The organism is Umezawaea endophytica (assembly GCF_025061645.1).
GTDB classification, from domain to species: domain Bacteria; phylum Actinomycetota; class Actinomycetes; order Mycobacteriales; family Pseudonocardiaceae; genus Umezawaea; species Umezawaea endophytica.
Map to the genome: position 1 here is coordinate 854,215 of NZ_JANYMP010000001.1, position 17,174 is coordinate 871,388.

At 74.6% G+C, this 17,174-nt stretch carries 18 protein-coding genes and 1 pseudogene; 6 read left to right on the plus strand and 13 right to left on the minus strand.

All coding sequences use genetic code 11. The features are described 5' to 3' along the window. Positions 1-108 precede the first annotated feature (108 nt). A complete protein-coding gene (locus NZH93_RS03360) occupies positions 109-3,033 on the plus strand; it encodes an AfsR/SARP family transcriptional regulator (RefSeq protein WP_259621378.1) in 2,925 nt (974 codons plus the stop codon). A 79-nt stretch (positions 3,034-3,112) separates the two neighbouring features. On the opposite strand, the gene NZH93_RS03365 is transcribed toward NZH93_RS03360, so the two are convergent. Together NZH93_RS03365 and NZH93_RS03370 are read right to left on the minus strand one after the other, a co-directional pair. Next, positions 3,113-3,607 (minus strand): hypothetical protein, encoded by a 495-nt coding sequence (locus tag NZH93_RS03365; protein WP_259621379.1) that lies wholly within the window; start codon positions 3,605-3,607, stop codon positions 3,113-3,115. Positions 3,608-3,651: 44 nt separating this feature from the next. Further along, positions 3,652-4,467, minus strand: coding sequence for a hypothetical protein (locus NZH93_RS03370; RefSeq protein ID WP_259621380.1), 816 nt, complete (start codon positions 4,465-4,467; stop codon positions 3,652-3,654). Positions 4,468-4,639: 172 nt separating this feature from the next. Between NZH93_RS03370 and NZH93_RS03375 the strand changes: the two genes are divergently transcribed. Then, positions 4,640-5,323, plus strand: a complete 684-nt coding sequence (locus NZH93_RS03375) for a response regulator transcription factor (protein ID WP_259621381.1) — start codon at positions 4,640-4,642, stop codon at positions 5,321-5,323. Positions 5,324-5,333: 10 nt separating this feature from the next. On the opposite strand, the gene NZH93_RS03380 is transcribed toward NZH93_RS03375, so the two are convergent. The 6 genes and pseudogenes from NZH93_RS03380 to NZH93_RS03400 all read right to left on the minus strand — a co-directional run bounded on the left by NZH93_RS03380 (position 5,334) and on the right by NZH93_RS03400 (position 9,678). Continuing rightward, positions 5,334-5,822 carry a flavin reductase family protein gene (locus NZH93_RS03380; RefSeq protein WP_259621382.1) on the minus strand — a complete coding sequence of 163 codons (489 nt, stop codon included), beginning with the start codon at positions 5,820-5,822 and terminating at the stop codon, positions 5,334-5,336. Further along, positions 5,819-6,592, minus strand: coding sequence for a quinone oxidoreductase family protein (locus tag NZH93_RS03385; protein ID WP_259621383.1), 774 nt, complete (start codon positions 6,590-6,592; stop codon positions 5,819-5,821). The genes NZH93_RS03380 and NZH93_RS03385 overlap by 4 nt, the downstream gene beginning before the upstream one ends. A gap of 26 nt (positions 6,593-6,618) precedes the next feature. Continuing rightward, positions 6,619-6,903: pseudogene (locus tag NZH93_RS51170) on the minus strand (alcohol dehydrogenase catalytic domain-containing protein); the annotation flags it as partial. Further along, entirely contained in the window at positions 6,900-7,646 is a 747-nt protein-coding gene (locus tag NZH93_RS03390; RefSeq protein WP_259621384.1) for a fumarylacetoacetate hydrolase family protein, read from the minus strand. The gene NZH93_RS03390 and the pseudogene NZH93_RS51170, both read right to left, overlap by 4 nt. A 225-nt stretch (positions 7,647-7,871) precedes the next feature. Continuing rightward, positions 7,872-8,774, minus strand: a complete 903-nt coding sequence (locus tag NZH93_RS03395) for an NADP-dependent oxidoreductase (protein ID WP_259621385.1) — start codon at positions 8,772-8,774, stop codon at positions 7,872-7,874. Between the two features lie 61 nt (positions 8,775-8,835). Further along, the gene (locus NZH93_RS03400) at positions 8,836-9,678 is read right to left on the minus strand and encodes an NmrA family NAD(P)-binding protein (protein ID WP_259621386.1); all 843 of its coding nucleotides are present in this window, start codon (positions 9,676-9,678) and stop codon (positions 8,836-8,838) included. Positions 9,679-9,786: 108 nt separating this feature from the next. Between NZH93_RS03400 and NZH93_RS03405 the strand changes: the two genes are divergently transcribed. After that, positions 9,787-10,416: a TetR/AcrR family transcriptional regulator gene (locus tag NZH93_RS03405; RefSeq protein WP_259621387.1), complete on the plus strand. Its 630-nt coding sequence runs from the start codon at positions 9,787-9,789 to the stop codon at positions 10,414-10,416. Here the strand turns inward: NZH93_RS03405 and NZH93_RS03410 are convergent, their stop codons facing one another. Genes NZH93_RS03410 through NZH93_RS03425 form a run of 4 tightly spaced genes read right to left on the minus strand, consistent with a single transcriptional unit; the run spans position 10,417 to position 14,132 of the window. Continuing rightward, positions 10,417-11,547: a geranylgeranyl reductase family protein gene (locus NZH93_RS03410; protein ID WP_259621388.1), complete on the minus strand. Its 1,131-nt coding sequence runs from the start codon at positions 11,545-11,547 to the stop codon at positions 10,417-10,419. It lies immediately after the preceding gene. Further along, positions 11,544-12,566, minus strand: a complete 1,023-nt coding sequence (locus NZH93_RS03415) for an NAD(P)/FAD-dependent oxidoreductase (protein WP_259621389.1) — start codon at positions 12,564-12,566, stop codon at positions 11,544-11,546. Before NZH93_RS03415 ends, NZH93_RS03410 begins: the two co-directional genes overlap by 4 nt. Beyond that, on the minus strand, positions 12,559-13,077 hold the full coding sequence (locus NZH93_RS50510; RefSeq protein ID WP_259621390.1) for an isoprenylcysteine carboxyl methyltransferase family protein: 519 nt from the start codon (positions 13,075-13,077) through the stop codon (positions 12,559-12,561). The genes NZH93_RS03415 and NZH93_RS50510 overlap by 8 nt, the downstream gene beginning before the upstream one ends. Beyond that, on the minus strand, positions 13,074-14,132 hold the full coding sequence (locus NZH93_RS03425; RefSeq protein WP_259621391.1) for a type III polyketide synthase: 1,059 nt from the start codon (positions 14,130-14,132) through the stop codon (positions 13,074-13,076). Before NZH93_RS03425 ends, NZH93_RS50510 begins: the two co-directional genes overlap by 4 nt. A gap of 36 nt (positions 14,133-14,168) precedes the next feature. On the opposite strand from NZH93_RS03425, the gene NZH93_RS03430 reads away from it, so the two are divergent. The 3 genes from NZH93_RS03430 to NZH93_RS03440 all read left to right on the plus strand — a co-directional run bounded on the left by NZH93_RS03430 (position 14,169) and on the right by NZH93_RS03440 (position 16,306). Beyond that, on the plus strand, positions 14,169-15,017 hold the full coding sequence (locus NZH93_RS03430) for a UbiA family prenyltransferase (RefSeq protein ID WP_259621392.1): 849 nt from the start codon (positions 14,169-14,171) through the stop codon (positions 15,015-15,017). Between the two features lie 37 nt (positions 15,018-15,054). Continuing rightward, complete coding sequence (locus NZH93_RS03435) at positions 15,055-15,360, plus strand: hypothetical protein (protein ID WP_259621393.1); 306 nt, start codon at positions 15,055-15,057, stop codon at positions 15,358-15,360. Between the two features lie 229 nt (positions 15,361-15,589). Continuing rightward, positions 15,590-16,306: an SDR family NAD(P)-dependent oxidoreductase gene (locus NZH93_RS03440; protein WP_259621394.1), complete on the plus strand. Its 717-nt coding sequence runs from the start codon at positions 15,590-15,592 to the stop codon at positions 16,304-16,306. Between the two features lie 9 nt (positions 16,307-16,315). Here the strand turns inward: NZH93_RS03440 and NZH93_RS03445 are convergent, their stop codons facing one another. Continuing rightward, complete coding sequence (locus NZH93_RS03445) at positions 16,316-17,164, minus strand: LysR family transcriptional regulator (RefSeq protein ID WP_259621395.1); 849 nt, start codon at positions 17,162-17,164, stop codon at positions 16,316-16,318. Positions 17,165-17,174 lie beyond the last annotated feature (10 nt).

The window sequence follows — 17,174 nt, forward strand, 5'->3', positions numbered from 1 at the left end:
GTGTCGTCGCGACGGGATTCGGCTCCTACCATTCCTGGCTCGGCGGACGAGCGAGCACGCGCGACGACCATCTGGGGGTCCGGCGTGGAGTTTCGGATCTTGGGGCCTGTGCGGCTGTGTGCCGGCGGGCGGGTGCTGGCGGTCGGTGAACCGCGCCAGCAGGCGGTGTTGGCGGTGCTGCTGCTCGAAGCCGGGCGCACCGTCGGTGTCGACGCGCTGGTGGACCGGGTCTGGGGGGAGGCGACGCCCAAGCAGGTGCGTCGTTCCCTCCAGGCCCACCTCACCCGTGTCCGGCGCGTGCTCGACCAGGCCGAACCGGGTGGTGCCGCGCTGGTGCGGGACGCGGGCGGGTACCGGCTCGACGTCCGGGCCGACCAAGTCGACCTGTTCCGCTTCCGCGACCTCCAGCGCGGCGGGTCCGCGGACCGCGCCGCCCTGCGCGCGGCGCTCGACCTCTGGCACGGCGAACCGCTCGCGGGCCTGCGCGGCGACTGGGCCGAACGCACCCGCCACGCGCTGGGCCAGGAGCGCACGGCCTGCGTCGTGGCGTGGGCGGACGCCGAGATCCGCGCCGGCGACGCGGCCGTGACGATCACCAGGTTGACCGAACTCGCCGACGAACACCCGTTGCAGGAGAGCACGGCCGCGACGCTGATGCGCGCGCTCTACGCCGTGGGGCGGGCGGCCGACGCGCTCGCCCGCTACGAGCGGGTCCGCCGGGCGCTGCGGGAGGAACTGGGCGCCGATCCGGGGCCCGAACTCGCCGCCGTCCACCAGGCCGTGCTGCGCAACGACCTACCGTCGCGGGCCGTGACGTCGGCACCCGCGCAGTTGCCCGCCGACGTCACCGCGTTCACCGGGCGGGGCGAGGAGCTGGCGGAGCTGGACCGCGTCACCGCCCGCGTGGGCCGGGAACCCGTGGTCGTGTGCCTCACCGGCACCGCCGGGGCTGGCAAGACGGCCACGGCGGTGCACTGGGGCCACCGGGTCCGGGACCGCTTCCCCGACGGGCAACTGCACGTCGACCTGCGCGGGTACGACCCGGACCAGCCCGTGGCGCCGACCGACGCGCTCGCCTCGTTCCTGACCGCGCTGCTGCCCGGTGGCGCGGAGATCCCGCTCGGGCCGACCGAGCGCGCGGCGCGGTTCCGCACCGAGGTCTCCGGCAGGCGGATGCTGATCGTGCTGGACAACGCGGCCACCGTCGACCAGGTCCGCCCGCTGCTGCCGGGCACCACCTCGTGCGCCGTGGTGGTGACCAGCCGGGACTCGCTCGCCGGGCTCGTCGCCCTGCACGGCGCCCACCGCGTCCCGGTCGACCGGTTGCCCGGCGCCACCGCCGTCGCGCTGCTGCGCCGCCTCGTGGGTTCCCGCGTCGACGACGACCCGGAGTCCGCCGCCGCGCTGGCCGACCGCTGCGTGCGATTACCGCTGGCGCTCCGCCTCGCGGCCGAACTCGCCGCGTCCCGACCGGCCTCCCCGCTGTCCCGGCTCGTCGACGAGCTGCGCGCGGACCAGCGGACCCTGGACCTGCTCAACGGCGGTGGTGATCGACGGGCCGCCGTGCGGACGGTGTTCTCCTGGTCGCTGCGGCACCTGGGGGCGGAGGCGGTCCGGGCCTTCTCCGCACTCGGCCGCCACCCCGCGCCGGTGTTCGACGCCCACGTCCTCGCCGCGCTCACCGACCGCCCGCTCGACGAGTCCAGGGCCGTGCTGGACGTCCTCGTCCGCGCGCACCTGGTCCAGCGGGCGGGCGTCGACCGGTACGGCATGCACGACCTGCTCAGGGCGTACGCCGCGGAGACCGGCGGCGGGGACGACGAGCACGCCGCGCTCGACCGGGTCCACCGCTACTACCTGGCGACCGCCGCCGCGGCGATGGACCTGCTGTACCCCGGTGAAGCCCACCGCCGCCCCACCGTGCTCCCCGCGGCGAGCCCCGTGCCGGAGTTCACCGGCCCCGACGACGCCCGCGACTGGCTGGACGCCGAACTGGCCACCGTCGAGGTGCTGGCCGCGCACGCGGTGGCGACCGGCGCGCCGGAACACGCCATCTCCTTGTCGGCGTTGCTGTTCCGCTTCCTCGACGGGTACGCCGAGGCGCTGGCGTTGAAGATCCACGAGCACGCCAGGGTCGCCGCGCGGAACACCGGCGACCGGGCAGCGGAGGCCACCGCGCTGACCGCGCTCGGGGGCGTGCACCTCCAGGCCAGCCGGGCGGAGGTCGCGGCGGCGGACACGTGGGCGGCGTTCGAGCTGTTCACCGAGATCGGCGACGTCGGCGGCCAGGCGCGGGCGCTCGGCAACGTCGGCCTGCTCGAAGAGCGGAGCGGACACCACGGTGCGGCCGTCCGCCACTACACCGGCGCGCTGGCCGGGTACCGCCGGGTGCACGACGTGACCGGCTGCGCGCACGCGTTGACCCGGCTCGGCACGATCGAGGCCCGGCTCGGCCTGGAGGACGCGGCCAGGAGCCACCTGCGGCAGGCGTTGGAGCTGCACGGGCGGGCCGGGCACCGCTTCGGCGAGGCGTGGGTGAAGATCGGGCTCGGCGAGCTGGCCACGGCCGGGGAGCGGCTGGCCGACGCCGTCGGGCTGCACGCCGAAGCGGCCGCGCTGTTCGCGCTGTGCGGCCACCGGGACAGCGAGGCGTGGGCCGTCGACGGGCTCGGCAGGACCGAGGCGATGCGCGGCCGTCCGTGCGACGCCGCCGCCCACCACCGGCAGGCGCTCGACCTGTTCCGCGGGTACGGCGACCGGGACGGCGAGGCGTGGTCGCTCAACGGGCTCGGCGAGGCGCTGCACGCGTGCGGCAGCACCGCCGCGGCGCGCGCGAGCCACGCCGAGGCCCTGACCGTGGCCACCAGGATCGGGTCGCACGAGCAGGTCGCCCGCGCCCACCTCGGCCTCGCCCGGACCACCGCCGACGACACCGCCCGCCCGCACTACGACAGGGCGTTCGCGATCTACACCGAGCTGGGGCTGACCGCCTCCCGACAGGTCCGGGCGGAACTGGCGGGCCTGGCGCGGTGACCGGACGGTATTCGTCCACTGTGGACACGGGCGGAGGGGCCCGCCGCGGGTGCGGCGGGCCCCTCCGGACTCGTCGTGGCTAGTAGGTGTGGGACTCCAGGTTCAGGAAGTAGTCCGGGAAGAGGTCACCGCCGGAGAGCGGCGGCTGGTAGGCGCACATGCCGAGCAGGTTCTCGTCGATGCAGCCGAGCACGTAGTAGTACGGGTCGGCGTTGAACAGGCTGCGGGCGTTGTTCGCGGGACTCTGCCCCTGCCCCTCGCCGGGGGACACGAACGCGTTGTCGCGGTAGGTCCCGTCCCGGAATCCCGGAATGGCGGGGAAGTCGATCCCACTGCCCTGGAACCCGTTCAGGTGGAACATGCACAGCTCGTAGTACTCGCAGTAGCCGTTGTAGTAGCCCTGCGTCTTGACGTCGGATCTGGCGCGGACCGGACTCGACTTCGTGTCGGCGGGTGCCGTCATGGTGTCGGCGGTCGAGGCGGCGGGCGCGGCGGAGGCCGTGCCCGTGAAGCCGACCACCGCCAGCGCGCCTGCGCCCAGCAGCAATCCCAGTCGGGAGAGGATGTTCCGCATCTTGGTGTTCCTTTCTCTCGCACGGCGCGTGTGGCCGTGCTGTCTCAGGGGCCGAGCGCCCGGCGCGCCCGGTCGACGTCCGCCGCGTTGGCCTCGCGCACCGAGGCCAGTGCCGCGCGGTTCGCCGCGACCAGGTCGCGCTGGATCGACCGCTCCTCGGCGAACCAGGTGCCGACGAGGTTGGTGGACCTCTTGCACTCCACGTCCGCCGTGGCCGCGGCCACCTCGGCCGGGGTCACCGGACCCGCGAACCGGTCGTCCGACGCGAGTGCCAGCGGGTCGGTGGAGTCGAAACCCCTGGCGCGCACGCACTCCGACCACGCTTCGACGACGGCGCGCACGCGCGGGGCTCCTCGGGAACGGGTGAAGCTCTCGTTGGCGAGGCGCAGCGGCAGCTCCCGGTCGACGCCGGAGGGCTCGTCCCGGCCCTGTCCGGCCTCGACCCGCTCGATGCAGCCGTCCGCGCCCTCCAGCGCCGCCCGCTGCTCCGGCGTGGGCTCGGGCCGCGGCGTCGACGGCCGCGCCGCCGGATCGCGCGCTCCCAGCCCGTACCCGTCGACCGCGGCCAACGCCTCGTCGGTGATGCCGTACCGGCGCTCGTTCCAACTGGTCAGCCCGACGTCGACCCGCTCTTCGGCCGGGGGGAAGTCGAATCCCGCTCCCCGCATGCACTCGCGCGTCATCGCGACCCGCGCCCGCCCCAGCTCGCGCAGTTGACCGGGTGACAGCAGGTACTCGTCCAGCGGCAGGCGCAGGTCCGCGCTCGCCACCAGCACCGGCGTCGGTTCCTCGTCGGGGGCCGGGGCGCAGCAGGCCACGGCCAGCACGGCGGCGAGCGCCGCGGCGTGTCGTACGAGCATCGGTCCTCCCCGTTCCCTCGTCGTGGGAGGAGGATGACCGCCGCGACGGTGCGGAAGTGTTGTGGAAGTGTTGTGGCTCGGCCGAAGTGACGCTTGGTGAAGTGGCGTCCACCGAAGTGGAGCCACTCGGAGGCTTCACCACCGGGGGTGATCACCCCCTAGGCTCCGGGGTATGCGCGTGTTGATCGTGGAGGACGAGCCGTACCTGGCCGAGGCCGTCCGTGACGGTCTCCGGCTGGAGGCGATGGCGGCCGACATCGCGGGTGACGGCGACACCGCGCTGGAACTGCTCGGCGTCAACTCCTACGACCTCGCGATCCTCGACCGCGACATCCCCGGCCCGTCCGGCGACGAGGTCGCCCGGCGGATCGTCGCCTCCGGCAGCGGCATCCCGATCCTGATGCTCACCGCGGCCGACCGGATCGACGACAAGGCCTCCGGGTTCGAACTGGGGGCCGACGACTACCTCACCAAACCGTTCGAGCTGCGGGAACTCGTCATGCGGCTCAGGGCGCTCGACCGCAGGCGCGCCCACGCCCGACCCCCGGTCCGCGAGATCGCCGGCCTGCGGGTGGACCCCTTCCGCCGGGAGGTCTTCCGCGACGGCCGCTACGTCGCGCTCACCCGCAAGCAGTTCGCCGTGCTCGAGGTCCTCGTCGCCGCCGAAGGCGGTGTCGTCAGCGCCGAAGCGCTGCTGGAGCGGGCCTGGGACGAGAACGCCGACCCCTTCACCAACGCCGTCCGCATCACCATCTCCGCGCTGCGCAAACGGCTCGGCGAGCCGTGGCTCATCGCCACGCTGCCCGGTGTCGGCTACCGGATCGACACCGCGCACCCCGGCGGCGCTCGGGGGTAGGCGCGCGGGGTCAGCGTTCGAGCAGCCGGAAACCGCTGGCGTGGAACACGATCGGCTCGACCTCGGGGTGCGGGTCGACGCTGTGCACGCGCAGCACGGCGATGAGGTGGTCGCCCACGGGCACCTCCCGGTCGAGCGAGCAGACGGCCCGCATCGCCGCGTCGTGCAGCAGCAGCGCGTCGCCGTCGACGTCGTGTCCGAGGCCCGCGAAGCGGTCGCCCCCGCGGGCGGCGAGCCTGCGGACGACGTCGCGGTGCCCCTCCCCCAGCACGCTCACCCCGATCCGCGTCGCCGTCCGCAGGACCGGCCACGTGCTTGAGGTGTGGGCGATGCAGACCGACACGAGGGGCGGGTCCAGCGACACCGAGGTGAACGAGCTGGCCGCCATCCCGGTCGGCTTCCCGTCGACCAGGGCGCAGATCGCGGTCACCCCGCTGGGGAACATGCCGAAGGCACGTCGGAGCAACCCCGTGTCCAGAGTGGACTCCACCACCGTCATCCCTCCTCTTCGGACGGTGCGTTCCCGTCGACCGACAGGACCACGTGCCCGACCTTGGTCCCCGCCTCGACCAGCCGGTGCGCGTCGGCGGCCCGCTCCAGCGGGAACACCGTGACCAGCTCGGGCGGGATCGTGAGCGGCTCCCGGTGTTGGGCGGCCCAGAAGGCGTCCACCGGACGCGGGTCGCCGACGACCAGGCCGGTGAGCGAGGCGCGGCGGTTGTAGAACGAGACGACGTCGACGGGCAGCGGTTCGCCGTGGCCACCCGCCCGGCCCGCCGTGACGATCCGGCCGCGCCGGGCGACGGCGGGCCAGTACCGCCGCCACAGATCGGGATCGGTGACGTTGTCGACCACCACGTCCACCCCGCGCGGGGCGAGCGAGCGCAGCCGGTCGGCCAGGTCCGGGTCGCGGGTGTCGACCACGGCGTCGGCCCCGAGCGCCAGCAGTTCGCCCGCCGCGCGCCGCCCCCTGGTGGCGGCCACGACGCGCGCGCCGCGCCGGAGGGCCAGCGACACCAGGAGCACGCCCACCGACCCCGCCGCGCCGGGGACCAGGACCCAGTCGCCGGAACCCACCCTGGCCACGTCGAGTTCCTCCCACGCCAGCGGGCCGCTCGCCGCGAGCGCGGCGGCGTGGTCGAACGGCGTCGCGGCCGGGAGTTCGGCGGTGTTGGCGACCGGGACCGCGGTGTACTGCGCGTTGGACCCCGGACGCTGGATACCGATGCCGTGACGGCGCCGCAGTCCCACGGACGCCCGTCGGCGCACGCCCCGCACGTCCCGCACACGACGGGCGCGCTGACGGCGACGCGGCGGCCGAGCACCGCCTCGTCCACACCGGGGCCGACCGCGGCCACGACGCCCGCGTGCTCACCGCCCAGCACGTGCGGCGGGGTGACCAGCCCGCGGAAGACCGGATGACGGCCCCCGCGGGTGGTGACGTCCCGGCCGAAGGCCACGGAGGACGCCCGGACCGCGATCCGGACCTCACCGGGACCGGGTTCCGGGCGCGGTACCGCCCGCGGCCTCAGCACGTCGGGTCCGCCGAACGCCTCCATGACCACCGCCCGCATCGTCATCGGCCCGCCGCCGTCGGGTCGGCGACGCACAGGGTGCGCTGGTGGCCCAAGCCCGTGACGGTCGCCTCCACCACGTCACCGGGCCGGAGCCGGCGGCCACCGCGCGCGCCCGCGTTGCCCGCCGGGGTCCCGGTGAGGACGACGTCGCCCGGCGAGAGGACCGTCGCGTGGGAGAGGTAGGAGACCAGCTCCTCGACGCCGTGCACGAGGTCCCCGACCCGGCCGTCCTGCATGACCTCGCCGTTGACCTCCAACCGCATCCTCAGGCCGCGGTGGTCCGGCACGAACCGGCGCGGCACGAGGTAGGGGCCGATCGGGAAGAACGTCGGTCGGTTCTTCGCCATGAGGAAGTCGCTGAGCGCGAAGCCGGGCCGGACCATGAGGTCGCGGGTGCTGACGTCGTTGCAGATGGTGTAGCCCGCCACGTGGTCGAGGGCCCGCTCCGGCGCGACGCGGTGCGCCGTCCGGCCGATCACGACCGCGACCTCCACCTCCCAGTCGTGCTGGACGCCGGGGCCCCACAGCACCACGTCGTCGCGGGCGCCCGCCAGCGCGCTGGGCAGTCCGAGGAACACGTACGGGTCCCCGGCCTCCACGCGGTCGGCGATGGCCGTCGCCTCCTCCACCAGCTCCGCGTCGGGCCGCGTCTCCTCGGGGTCGCCGCGCAGCAGCACCAGCGACATCTCCACGGTGTGCTCGCGGTGGTTCGCGCCCGCGCAGAAGACCTGGCCCGACGGGAACACCGGGGGGCAGTGGACGCACCTCGGACAGCGGCGGTCCGGTGTGCGCCGTGCCCACGAGCGCCTCCAGGCGCGGGAAGGACACGTCCCAGTCGTCCAGCAGCGCGCCCGTCGTGACGTCGTCGCCCAGCGACGGCCGCAGGTCGACCACCCGGTCGTCGACGACCAGCCCGGCGAACCGGTCCGCGCCCACGGCGAACGTGCCGAGCCCGAACACCCCGCCCCGGCTCACCGGACGGTCACCACCGTTCGACCCGCGATGTGCCCGCGGGCGCAGGACTCGTGCGCCTCGCCCGCCCGGTCCAGCGGGAACGACCGGGCGACGGGGATGCGGAACCGGCCCCGGCGGACGAGGTCGACGACCTCGGCCAGCGCCGCCCGGTGGTCCCCCGCCGCGGATGAGGTCCGGACCCCGAGGCCCGCGCCGCCGAAGTCCGCGATGGTCACGACCCGCTCCGGGTCGCCGGTGAGGTCGACCAGCTCGGGCAGGACACCGGACCCGGCGATGTCGAGCGCGGCGTGGACGGGCCCGCCCGCGAGCGCGCGGACCCGTTCGACCAGGCCGTCGCCGTAGGTGGTGGCGGTCGCCCCGAGCGACCGCAGGTAGGCCTGGTTCTCCTCGCTCGCGGTGCCGATCACCCGCGCGCCCCGGTGCAGCGCGAACTGGACGGCGGCGGATCCCACGCCGCCCGAGGCGCCGCTGATCACGACGGTCTCGCCCGGCCGCACCGCGGCCACGTCGAGGACGCGGATCGCGGTCTCGACCGGCAGCGGGTACCCGGCGGCCTCCTCGGGCGACAGGCCGTCGGGCACGAGGGCCCAGCTCGTGAGGACCGCGGACTCGGCCAGCGTGTCGCGGCCGTTGCCGAAGACCTCGTCGCCGACGACGACCCCCTCGACCCCGCCGCCGACGGCGATCACCGTGCCCGCCGCGTCGAACCCGGTGCCTGCGGGGAGGGAGAGCGGCATGAAGTCCTTCAGGTGACCGGCGCGGAGCTTGTGGTCGATCCCGTTGACCCCCGCCGCCCGGACGGCGACGAGGATCTCGCCGTGCCCCGGCTCCGGGTCGTCGACGTCGACGAGGTCCAGGACCTCCGGCCCGCCGTATCCGCTGAACCGGATGGCTTTCACCTGTCCTCCAAGGGTTCGGTGTGCTGTCCGTCGAGGACCGTGGGCCGTTTCCGTTCCGGTGTCACGAGAACGCCGCCGCGTGGTCGGTGACGAACGCCTCGAACGACCGCGCCCGCCTGCCCACGATCGACGGCACGTCGTCGGTCAGCCAGTCGGAGTCGCCCTCGGCGAAGAGGCTGAGCGCCTGCGCGTTCATCCCGGCGACGACCTCGGGAACACCCGCGTCGACCATCGCCCGCTTCTGCTCCTCGAACGTGAGCGGGCGGTAGGCGATCCTCCTGCCGAGCACCTTCGTGAGCACCGCCGCCGCGTCCGCGTAGGACAGTGACTCCGGGCCGGTGAGCCAGTACGTCTTCCCCCGGTGCGGGGCGGGGGCGGCGGCGATCTCGGCGGCGACGGCGGCGACGTCGCGGGTGTCGACCATGCCGACGCGCCCGTCACCGGCCGACGAGCCGAAGCCGTCCGCCTTGACGATCCCCGGTGCCAGCACGAGGAAGTTCTGCATGTAGGCGTTGTTCCGCAGGAGCGTGCAGCCGAGCCCGGACGCGATCAGGCCGTTCTCGATCTCGGTCTGGTCGCGCCGCCGGGCGATGGGCGAGTCCGCGGAGGCCTTGCTGGTGATCTTGACGACGTGGTCGACGCCCGCGCGGACGGCGCTGTCGACCACGGCCAGTTCCTGCGCGGGGACCGCCGGGCTGACGAGCACCACGGCCGAGGCGCCCTTCACCGCCGCGTCGACGGTCGCCGGATCGCCGAGGTCGCCCCGCACGACGTCCACGCCCGCCCGCGCCAGCTCGGTCGCCTTCCCCTCGTCGCGGACCAGCACCCGCACGGGCACCCCTCGTCCGGCGAGCAGCCGCGCCGCCTCCGCACCCACCTTGCCCGCGGTGCTGATGAAGATCATCGTGTCGTCTCCTGTTCGTCCATTGTGGCCGGTCCGGGCATATTTTTAGAGTACACCCTAATTTTAGAGTTGACTACAAGTTCGTTCCCGTTCGTCTAGGCTGGCCCGATGACCGGCCCCGGAATCCGCGAGCTCAAGAAGGCGCGCACCCGACGACTCATCGCGGACACCGCGGCCCGGCTGTTCGCCCAGCACGGCTACGAGAACGTCTCCGTCAACGACGTCGCGCGCGAGGCCCAGGTCTCCGAGCAGACCGTCTACAACTACTTCCAGACCAAGCAGCACCTGGTCACCGACCGCGACCAGCAGATACAGGACCGGCTGTGCGACCTGGTCCGCTCCCGCCCGGCGGGCACCAGCCCCGCGGCGGCCATCCGCGACTACACCCTCGCGTCCGTCGACGCGATCCGCGCCGTCCCCGCCGAGATCTGGCCGGGCGAACTCGGCCACCTGGCGGCCATCAGCCCCACCGTCCGCAGGCTCGCGCTGGACCTGACCGACCGCCAGGCCACCGCGCTCGCCGCCGCCATCGGCGACACCACGCCCCTGTCCCCGGAAGTGGCCAGGCTGCACGGCATCGCGCTCTCGGGCGTCTTCCAGATCATCATCGGCGAAGCGGGCCGACGCACCCTCGAGGGCCAGGACCAGGACCGGATCGCCGACGAGCTGCGCGGCATCGTCGAGAACGTGCTCGACGAACTCGACCGCTGGTTCACCGCACCGGCCGCGCCGCGGTAGTCACCGCTTCCGGACAGCTCCCGCCATGGCCAGCGCCAGGTGGACGTCGAAGGTGCCCGCTCCGAGGCCGATCTCGACGAACCGGTCGAACGCGCCCTGGCCGTCCCGAGCGGCGGCGGTCGCGACGTCCAGCGGCCACGGGCGCCCGGTGAGCCGGGCCAGCACGTCGGTGTGGCGGAGGTGCGTGCCCAGGTGACGGCGCAGCGCGCGGCGGTACGTTGCCGCCGGGTCGGCGGTCAGCGCCGCGGCGCCCGCGAGGCGACCGGACAGGACCGCGTAGTAGATGCCCTCACCGGTCAGCGGGTTGATCAGCGACGCGGCGTCGCCGGTGAGCAGGACCCGGCCGTGACCGACGTCGGGTCGGCCGGTCGACAGCGGCAGCCGGTGCCCGCGCAGCCGCAGCGCCGGGAGGCCGGGCAGCAGGTCGCGCAGCCGTTGGGTCAGGTGCGCCCGCGTGGGCGCGGTGGCGCGGACGAGCTGCCCGTACCCGACGTTCGCGGTCCCGTCCCCGACGGGGAAGGCCCAGGCGTAGGCGGGCCAGTGCTCGGCGGTCATGGTGAGCGACTGCTCACCCTCCCGCCACGGCCCGGAACCGGCGTAGCCGCGCAGGGCGATGGCCACCGTGCCGGGGCGGGCGGGGCGGGCACCGCAGTGGCGGCGGACCACCGACTCGGCACCGTCCGCGCCGACGACCGCCCGCGCGCGGACGGTCCCGTCGACCAGGACCGCGCCGTCGACGGCGGTGACCGTGCGCACCCGGTGGCGGCGCAGCACGGCGCCCGCTTCCACCGCCGCGCGCACGAGGCGCTCGTCCAGCAGGAATCTGGGCACCACGGCGGCGGGCCGGGCGAACGCGCGGGCGGCCACGACCCCGCGGGGTGACACCAGCCGCAGCGAGGTGATCGGGCGCGTTCCGCCGACGAGCGCGTCGACGTCGACGCCCAGGTCCGAGAGCACGTCCAGCGCGTGCGGTGCGACGCCGTCGCCGCACACCTTGTCGCGGGGGAAGTCCGCCGCGTCCAGCAGCAGGACGCGCGCGCTCGGGTCGGCCCGCAGCGCCGCGAGGGCCGCCGTGGACCCCGCGGGCCCGGCCCCCACGACGACGAGGTCCCACTCGTCGCGCCCGCTCATCGGGCCAACTGGTCGACGGCGAGGGAGAACACCCTCGGCGCGCGGGCGGCCAGCGGCACGACGCGGCGTGCCAGCGCGGGCCTGCCACGGGTCCACAGCAGGCCGGAGGTCAGCCAGCGGGACCGGCGCGACGTGCCCGCCCACGCGCGGTCGTAGTCACCGGGCCGGTCGGCGCTCAGGCACCGGACCAGCTCGGCGGCGGCGGTCAAGGACAGCGCCAGCCCTTCGCCGGTCAGCGCGTCGATGTAGCCGGCGGCGTCCCCGACCAGCAGCACCCGGCCCGCGACCCGGCCGGAGGTCCGCTGGCGCAGCGGACCCGCTCCCCGGACGGCGGAGGCCGGGGGCGCCCCGGCCAGCCGGGCGGCCAACTCCGGGAACGCCGCCAACTGGTCCGCGAAACCGCCGCGGACGGACGACAGGACCGCGACGCCGATGGTGTCCTCCGCGATCGGGGTCACGTAGGCCTCCGAGTGCTCAGCCCACGTCACCTCGACCGAATCGCTGAACGGGCGCACGGCGTAGTGGCGCCGCAGCCCCCACCGGGGAGCCCCCCGACCGCCGTCGACGGCCAGGCCCACCTCACCGCGCAGCGAGGAGTGCAGGCCGTCGGCGGCGACGAGGTACCGCGCGCGCAGGTCGCCCACCCGCACGTGGTCGGTGTGCTGGACGATCCCGGCGACCGGGCGCGTCAGCACCGGGACGCCGTGCCGCGCCACCTCGGCGCGCAGCGCGTCGTGCAGGACGGTGCGCCGGACGCCCCGCCCCGCCCCGTCGCGGAACGCCGCGTGCGCGACGGTCGCCCCCTGCCGGTAGGTGATGCCGTTGATCGGGTGGCCGGGCGGGTCGACGCCGAGAGCGGCCAGCGCCCGCACCGCGCCGGGCATCAGGCCCTCCCCGCACGCCTTGTCGATGACCCCGGCGCGCTTCTCGCACACCACGACGTCCAAACCGGCCCGCGCGCAGCCCAACGCCACCGCGAGCCCGGCCGGGCCGCCGCCCGCCACCACGACGTCACGCATACGCCGACCGCAGGGCCTCGTCCTCGGCCCGGATCCGGACGACCAGGAGCCCGGCGTTCAGCACGGTGAACACCGCGGCCGTGAGCCACGCGCCGTGCACCAGCGGCAGGGCGAACCCCTCGACGACGACGGCGACGTAGTTCGGGTGCGAGCACAACCGGTACGGGCCGCCGGTCACCTTCTCCAGCCCCGGCACGACCACGATCCGGGTGTTCCACTGGTGGCCGAGGGCGCGGACGCACCACCACCGCAGCACCTGGGCGGCGAGCACCAGGGCCAGCATCGACCACGCGAGCACGGGCCGGAAGCCCGTGTCGCGCGCCCACACCTCGACCAGGCAGCCCGCCAGCAGCCCGGTGTGCAGCACGACCATGAACGGGTAGTGCGCGAACCCGCTCTCCCGACCGCCGCGCACCAGGCTCCAGGCCAGGTTCCGCTTGGCCACCACGAGTTCCACCAGGCGCTCGACCGCCACGAGGCCGATGAGGACCGAGTACCAGGCCTGGCTCACCACCGGAGCAGCACCAGTTCGGCGCAGAAGCCGGGCCCCATCGCCAGCAGCACGCCCCAGTCCCCCGGCGCGGCGGGCCGTTCGGCGAGCGTGTCGGCGAACACGTGCAGCACGGACGCGGAGGACAGGTTGCCGATCCGGTTGAGCGAGCGCCAGGTCATCGCCAGGTCCTCCGCGTCGAGGGCGAGTACGGACTGGATGGTCTCGATGACCTTGGGTCCGCCGGGGTGGCAGATCCACCGCGCCACGTCGTCGACGCCGAGGCCGTGCGGCCCCAGTAGCTGCTCCACGTCGGCGGCCAGGTAGGTCCGCACCAGGTCGGGGACCTCGACCCCCAGGACGATCTTCAGCCCGCCGCTGCCGACGTCCCAGCCCATGGCCCGCTCGGAGTCCGGGTACTGGTGGCTGACGGTGTCCACCACCCGCGGGCCGCCCGCCGAGCGGGGGTGGTCCGCGCCGACCGCCACCACGGCGGCGGCGCCGTCGCCGAACAGGCCCGCCGCGATCGTGTTGGCGGTGCTGGGGTCCTGGCGCTGCAAGGTGAGCGAGCACAGCTCGACCGACACCAGCACCGCGACCGACGTCGGCCAGCCGCGCAGGAAGTCGTGCAGCCGGGCGACGCCCGCGGCACCGGCCAGGCAGCCCAGGCCCAGCATCGGCACGCGCTTGACGTCGGGCCGCATCCCGATCCGGGCGGCGATCCTGGAGTCGAGGGAGGGGACGGCGATCCCCGTGACGGTCGTGGACATCACCAGGTCGACGTCCTCCGGCTCGAGGCCCGCGTCGGCGAGCGCGCCGAGCACGGCCTCGCAGCCGAGGTCCACCGCGACCGACAGGAAGGCGTCGTTCGCCGCGGTGAACCCGTCCAGTTCGGGGTAGCGCTCGATGGGCAGGGCCAGGTGGCGGGTGGCGACCCCCGTGTTGTCGTGCAGGCGCTCCGCCAGGGCGCGTGACGTCGGGTCGGGCAGGCAGAGACGGGCGAACAGGTCGGTCAGCATCCGCTGCGGGTAGCGGTGCGGGGGCAAAACCCCGTGCACCGCCGCTACCGTTGTCATCCTGCTCACCGTACGGGTCGCGCCTACACTCCGCAGATGACGGGAACACCGTTCGCACCAACGAATCGCGCGCTGGTCAGCGGTCTGGCGGGTTCGTGCCACCCCGTCCCGTCGCTGGCCGTCACGACCGTGGCGGTGCTGCTCGCCATCGGTGTCGGGCACGGGGTGGGCGGGGTGCTGCTGATCGGCGCCGCCGTGCTGACCGGGCAGTTGTCGGTCGGGTGGTCGAACGACTGGGTCGACAGCGCCAGGGACCGCGCCACCGGACGGACGGCCAAGCCCGCGGCGACGGGCCGGGTCCCGGTCCCCGTGGTCGCCGCGGCGGCGGGACTGGCGCTGGCGGCCACGATCGCGCTGTCCGCGTTGCTGGGCGTTTACGCCGCCACCGCCCTCCTGGTGGGCGTCGCCGCGGGGTGGGCCTACAACCTCGGGCTGAAGGCGACCGCCTGGTCCGGCGCGCCCTACCTGCTCGCCTTCGGCGCCCTCCCCCTCGGGCCCTACCTGGCGCTGCCCGGCCATCCCTGGCCGCCGTGGTGGGTGCCGGTGGTCGGGGCGCTGCTCGGGTTCGGCGCGCACTTCGCGAACGTCCTGCCCGACCTGCGCGCGGACGCCGCCACCGGGGTCCGCGGCCTCCCGCAGCGGCTCGGCCCGCGGTGGGGCGTGGTGGTCATGGCCGTCGCGCTGGCGTCCGCGTCCGTCGTCCTCGCCTTCGGCCCGGCGGGCACGTCGAGGGTGTTCGCCCTGGTCGCCGTGACCGGAGGGGTCGCGGGCGCGCTCGGCGCGGTGGTCGCCGCCCTGCGGGCCCCCGACGGGCCTGCGGCGTTCCGGATCACGATCGCCATCGCCGTCCTGGACGTCGGGCTGCTGATCGCCGCGACGACGTGACCGAGCCCTGTCGGCTCCCCGCCGCGGCGGTGGAGCGGTGAAGGGCGACGAGCCGCCGCCGAAGACCGAGGACGGGCACTTCATCGTCGTCTCCGGTCGTCGCTGGCGCGCCACCGACCCGGACATCCCGGAGGCCGTCGCCGCGGAGCTGCGCAAGGCGTTGATGGCCGCGCGCCGGGACGTCGGCCGAGCGCTGCGCGCCGGGGAGGACCCGGCGTCCGCGCGGGCACGGGTCCAGGTGGCCAAGGTGGCACTGGGCGAGCGCGGCACCCCGTGGTGGGAGCAGACCCCCGAGCAGCGCAGGGAGCGCTGGGAGCGGGGGCTGCGCGAGGTCGGGTCGTAGGGGCCCGAGCCGCCGAAGAGCATCCATGTCCGTGCGGCATGGATCGGCCGGAGCAGGCATTTCACAGCGCTCTCGGGCGCCACTAGCTTCGTGGTGGCGGCGGGGACCGCGCCGGACGCGGAGGGAGGGTGTCCACAACGGACGGTTGGAGTCCATTGTGGATGCTCGACCACCACGGCCGAAGCGCCCGCGAACCGCTGATCGACCAACCGCGAACAGGAGAACCACCATGACCACCACCGACCAGAAGGTCGCCATCATCACCGGCGCCTCGCAGGGCATCGGCGCGGCGCTCGTCGAGGCGTACCGGAAGCTGGGCTTCGCGGTCGTCGCCAACTCGCGCTCGATCGCCCCGGCGCGCGAGGCGGACTACGTCACGGTCGCCGGTGACATCGCCGACCCCGCCGTCGCCACCGAGGTCGTCGAGACCGCCGTGCGGGAGTTCGGCCGCGTGGACACGCTCGTGAACAACGCGGGCGTCTTCATCGCCAAGCCGTTCACCGACTACACGGAGGACGACTTCCGGGCCGCGGTCGGCGTCAACCTCACCGGTTTCTTCACCACCACCAAGCTGGCCGTGGCGCAGATGCTGCGGCAGGGCGGGGGCGGTCACGTCGTCCAGATCACCACCAGCCTGGTCGACCACGCGAACAGCGGCGTCCCGTCGGTGCTCGCCTCGCTCACCAAGGGCGGCCTCCAGTCCGCGACGAAGTCGCTGGCCGTCGAGTACGCCAAGCGGGGTGTGCGGGTGAACGCCGTCTCGCCGGGCATCATCCTGACGCCGATGCACGCCCCCGAGACCCACGAGGCGCTGGCGTCGCTGCACCCGGTGGGGCGCCTGGGCACCACGAGCGACGTCGTCGACGGCGTGCTGTTCCTGGAGAACGCGCCGTTCGTCACCGGTGAGGTGCTGCACGTCGACGGCGGGCAGAGCGCCGGGCACTGACCCGGCCGGTCAGCGGGCGGAGTCGACGGCCGCCTCGGCGAACCGGCGCAGCAGCCGGGGCAGGTGGTCGGGCAGGAAGGCGATCGAGACCGGACTGGAAGGGGCACCGGTGAGCGGGACGAAGCGCACCGCGGGGTGGATGTTGCGGCGCATCGCCACCTCCGGCACGACACCGATGCCCCTGTTCGCCGCCACCGACTCCAGCCACTCGTCGAAGTTGCCGGTCTCGACGACCTCCGAGGGCCCGCCGCCGTCGGTCCACGACCACGGGCCGGTGGTGCCGCTGACGGTGTTGACCACCAGGGGCCACCGGGCGATCTCGTCCCAGCGCAGCCGGTCGGCGGCGGCGAGCGCGGAGTCGACCGAGCAGACGGCGACGCGCGCCTCGTCGAACAGGTGCACGACCCGCGCGGGCGAGCCCCCGTCGACCGGCCCGCGCACCACGGCGACGTCGATGTGGCCCTGCACGACGGCCGCCAGCGGGTCGTCGACCCGGATCAGCGAGACCCGGCTGCCGGTGAGCTGTTCGTAGCGGGCCAGGGTCCGCTGGGCCCAGGGATCGGGCAGCAGCCAACTGAACCCCATCCGGAGGGCCACCTGCTCGCGCGTCGACGCGAGGGCCTGGTCCATGGCGAGCAGCACCTGCTGGGCCCGTTCGAGGAACTCCGCGCCGACCGGGGTCAGCGAGACGTGGCGGGAGTCGCGGTCGAGCAGGCCGACCTCCAGCGCCGCCTCCAACTGCTTGACGGTGCGCGTCAACGCGGGCTGGGTGATCAGCAACTGCTCGGCGGCACGGGTGAACGACAGGTTCTGCGCCACCGCGACGAACGCCCTGAGGTGGCGCAGCTCGACATCCATGATCCACGAG

Excerpts from the sequence above, each read along its gene's own strand:
- NZH93_RS03440 (WP_259621394.1), top strand. The coding sequence starts at position 15,590 with ATGACCACCACCGACCAGAAGGTCGCCATCATCACCGGCGCCTCGCAG.
- NZH93_RS03425 (WP_259621391.1), bottom strand. The coding sequence starts at position 14,132 with ATGACAACGGTAGCGGCGGTGCACGGGGTTTTGCCCCCGCACCGCTAC.
- NZH93_RS03430 (WP_259621392.1), top strand. The coding sequence starts at position 14,169 with ATGACGGGAACACCGTTCGCACCAACGAATCGCGCGCTGGTCAGCGGT.
- NZH93_RS03405 (WP_259621387.1), top strand. The coding sequence starts at position 9,787 with ATGACCGGCCCCGGAATCCGCGAGCTCAAGAAGGCGCGCACCCGACGA.
- NZH93_RS03365 (WP_259621379.1), bottom strand. The coding sequence starts at position 3,607 with ATGCGGAACATCCTCTCCCGACTGGGATTGCTGCTGGGCGCAGGCGCG.
- NZH93_RS03370 (WP_259621380.1), bottom strand. The coding sequence starts at position 4,467 with ATGCTCGTACGACACGCCGCGGCGCTCGCCGCCGTGCTGGCCGTGGCC.
- NZH93_RS03445 (WP_259621395.1), bottom strand. The coding sequence starts at position 17,164 with ATGGATGTCGAGCTGCGCCACCTCAGGGCGTTCGTCGCGGTGGCGCAG.
- NZH93_RS03410 (WP_259621388.1), bottom strand. The coding sequence starts at position 11,547 with ATGAGCGGGCGCGACGAGTGGGACCTCGTCGTCGTGGGGGCCGGGCCC.
- NZH93_RS03375 (WP_259621381.1), top strand. The coding sequence starts at position 4,640 with ATGCGCGTGTTGATCGTGGAGGACGAGCCGTACCTGGCCGAGGCCGTC.
- NZH93_RS03415 (WP_259621389.1), bottom strand. The coding sequence starts at position 12,566 with ATGCGTGACGTCGTGGTGGCGGGCGGCGGCCCGGCCGGGCTCGCGGTG.
- NZH93_RS03380 (WP_259621382.1), bottom strand. The coding sequence starts at position 5,822 with ATGACGGTGGTGGAGTCCACTCTGGACACGGGGTTGCTCCGACGTGCC.
- NZH93_RS03400 (WP_259621386.1), bottom strand. The coding sequence starts at position 9,678 with ATGATCTTCATCAGCACCGCGGGCAAGGTGGGTGCGGAGGCGGCGCGG.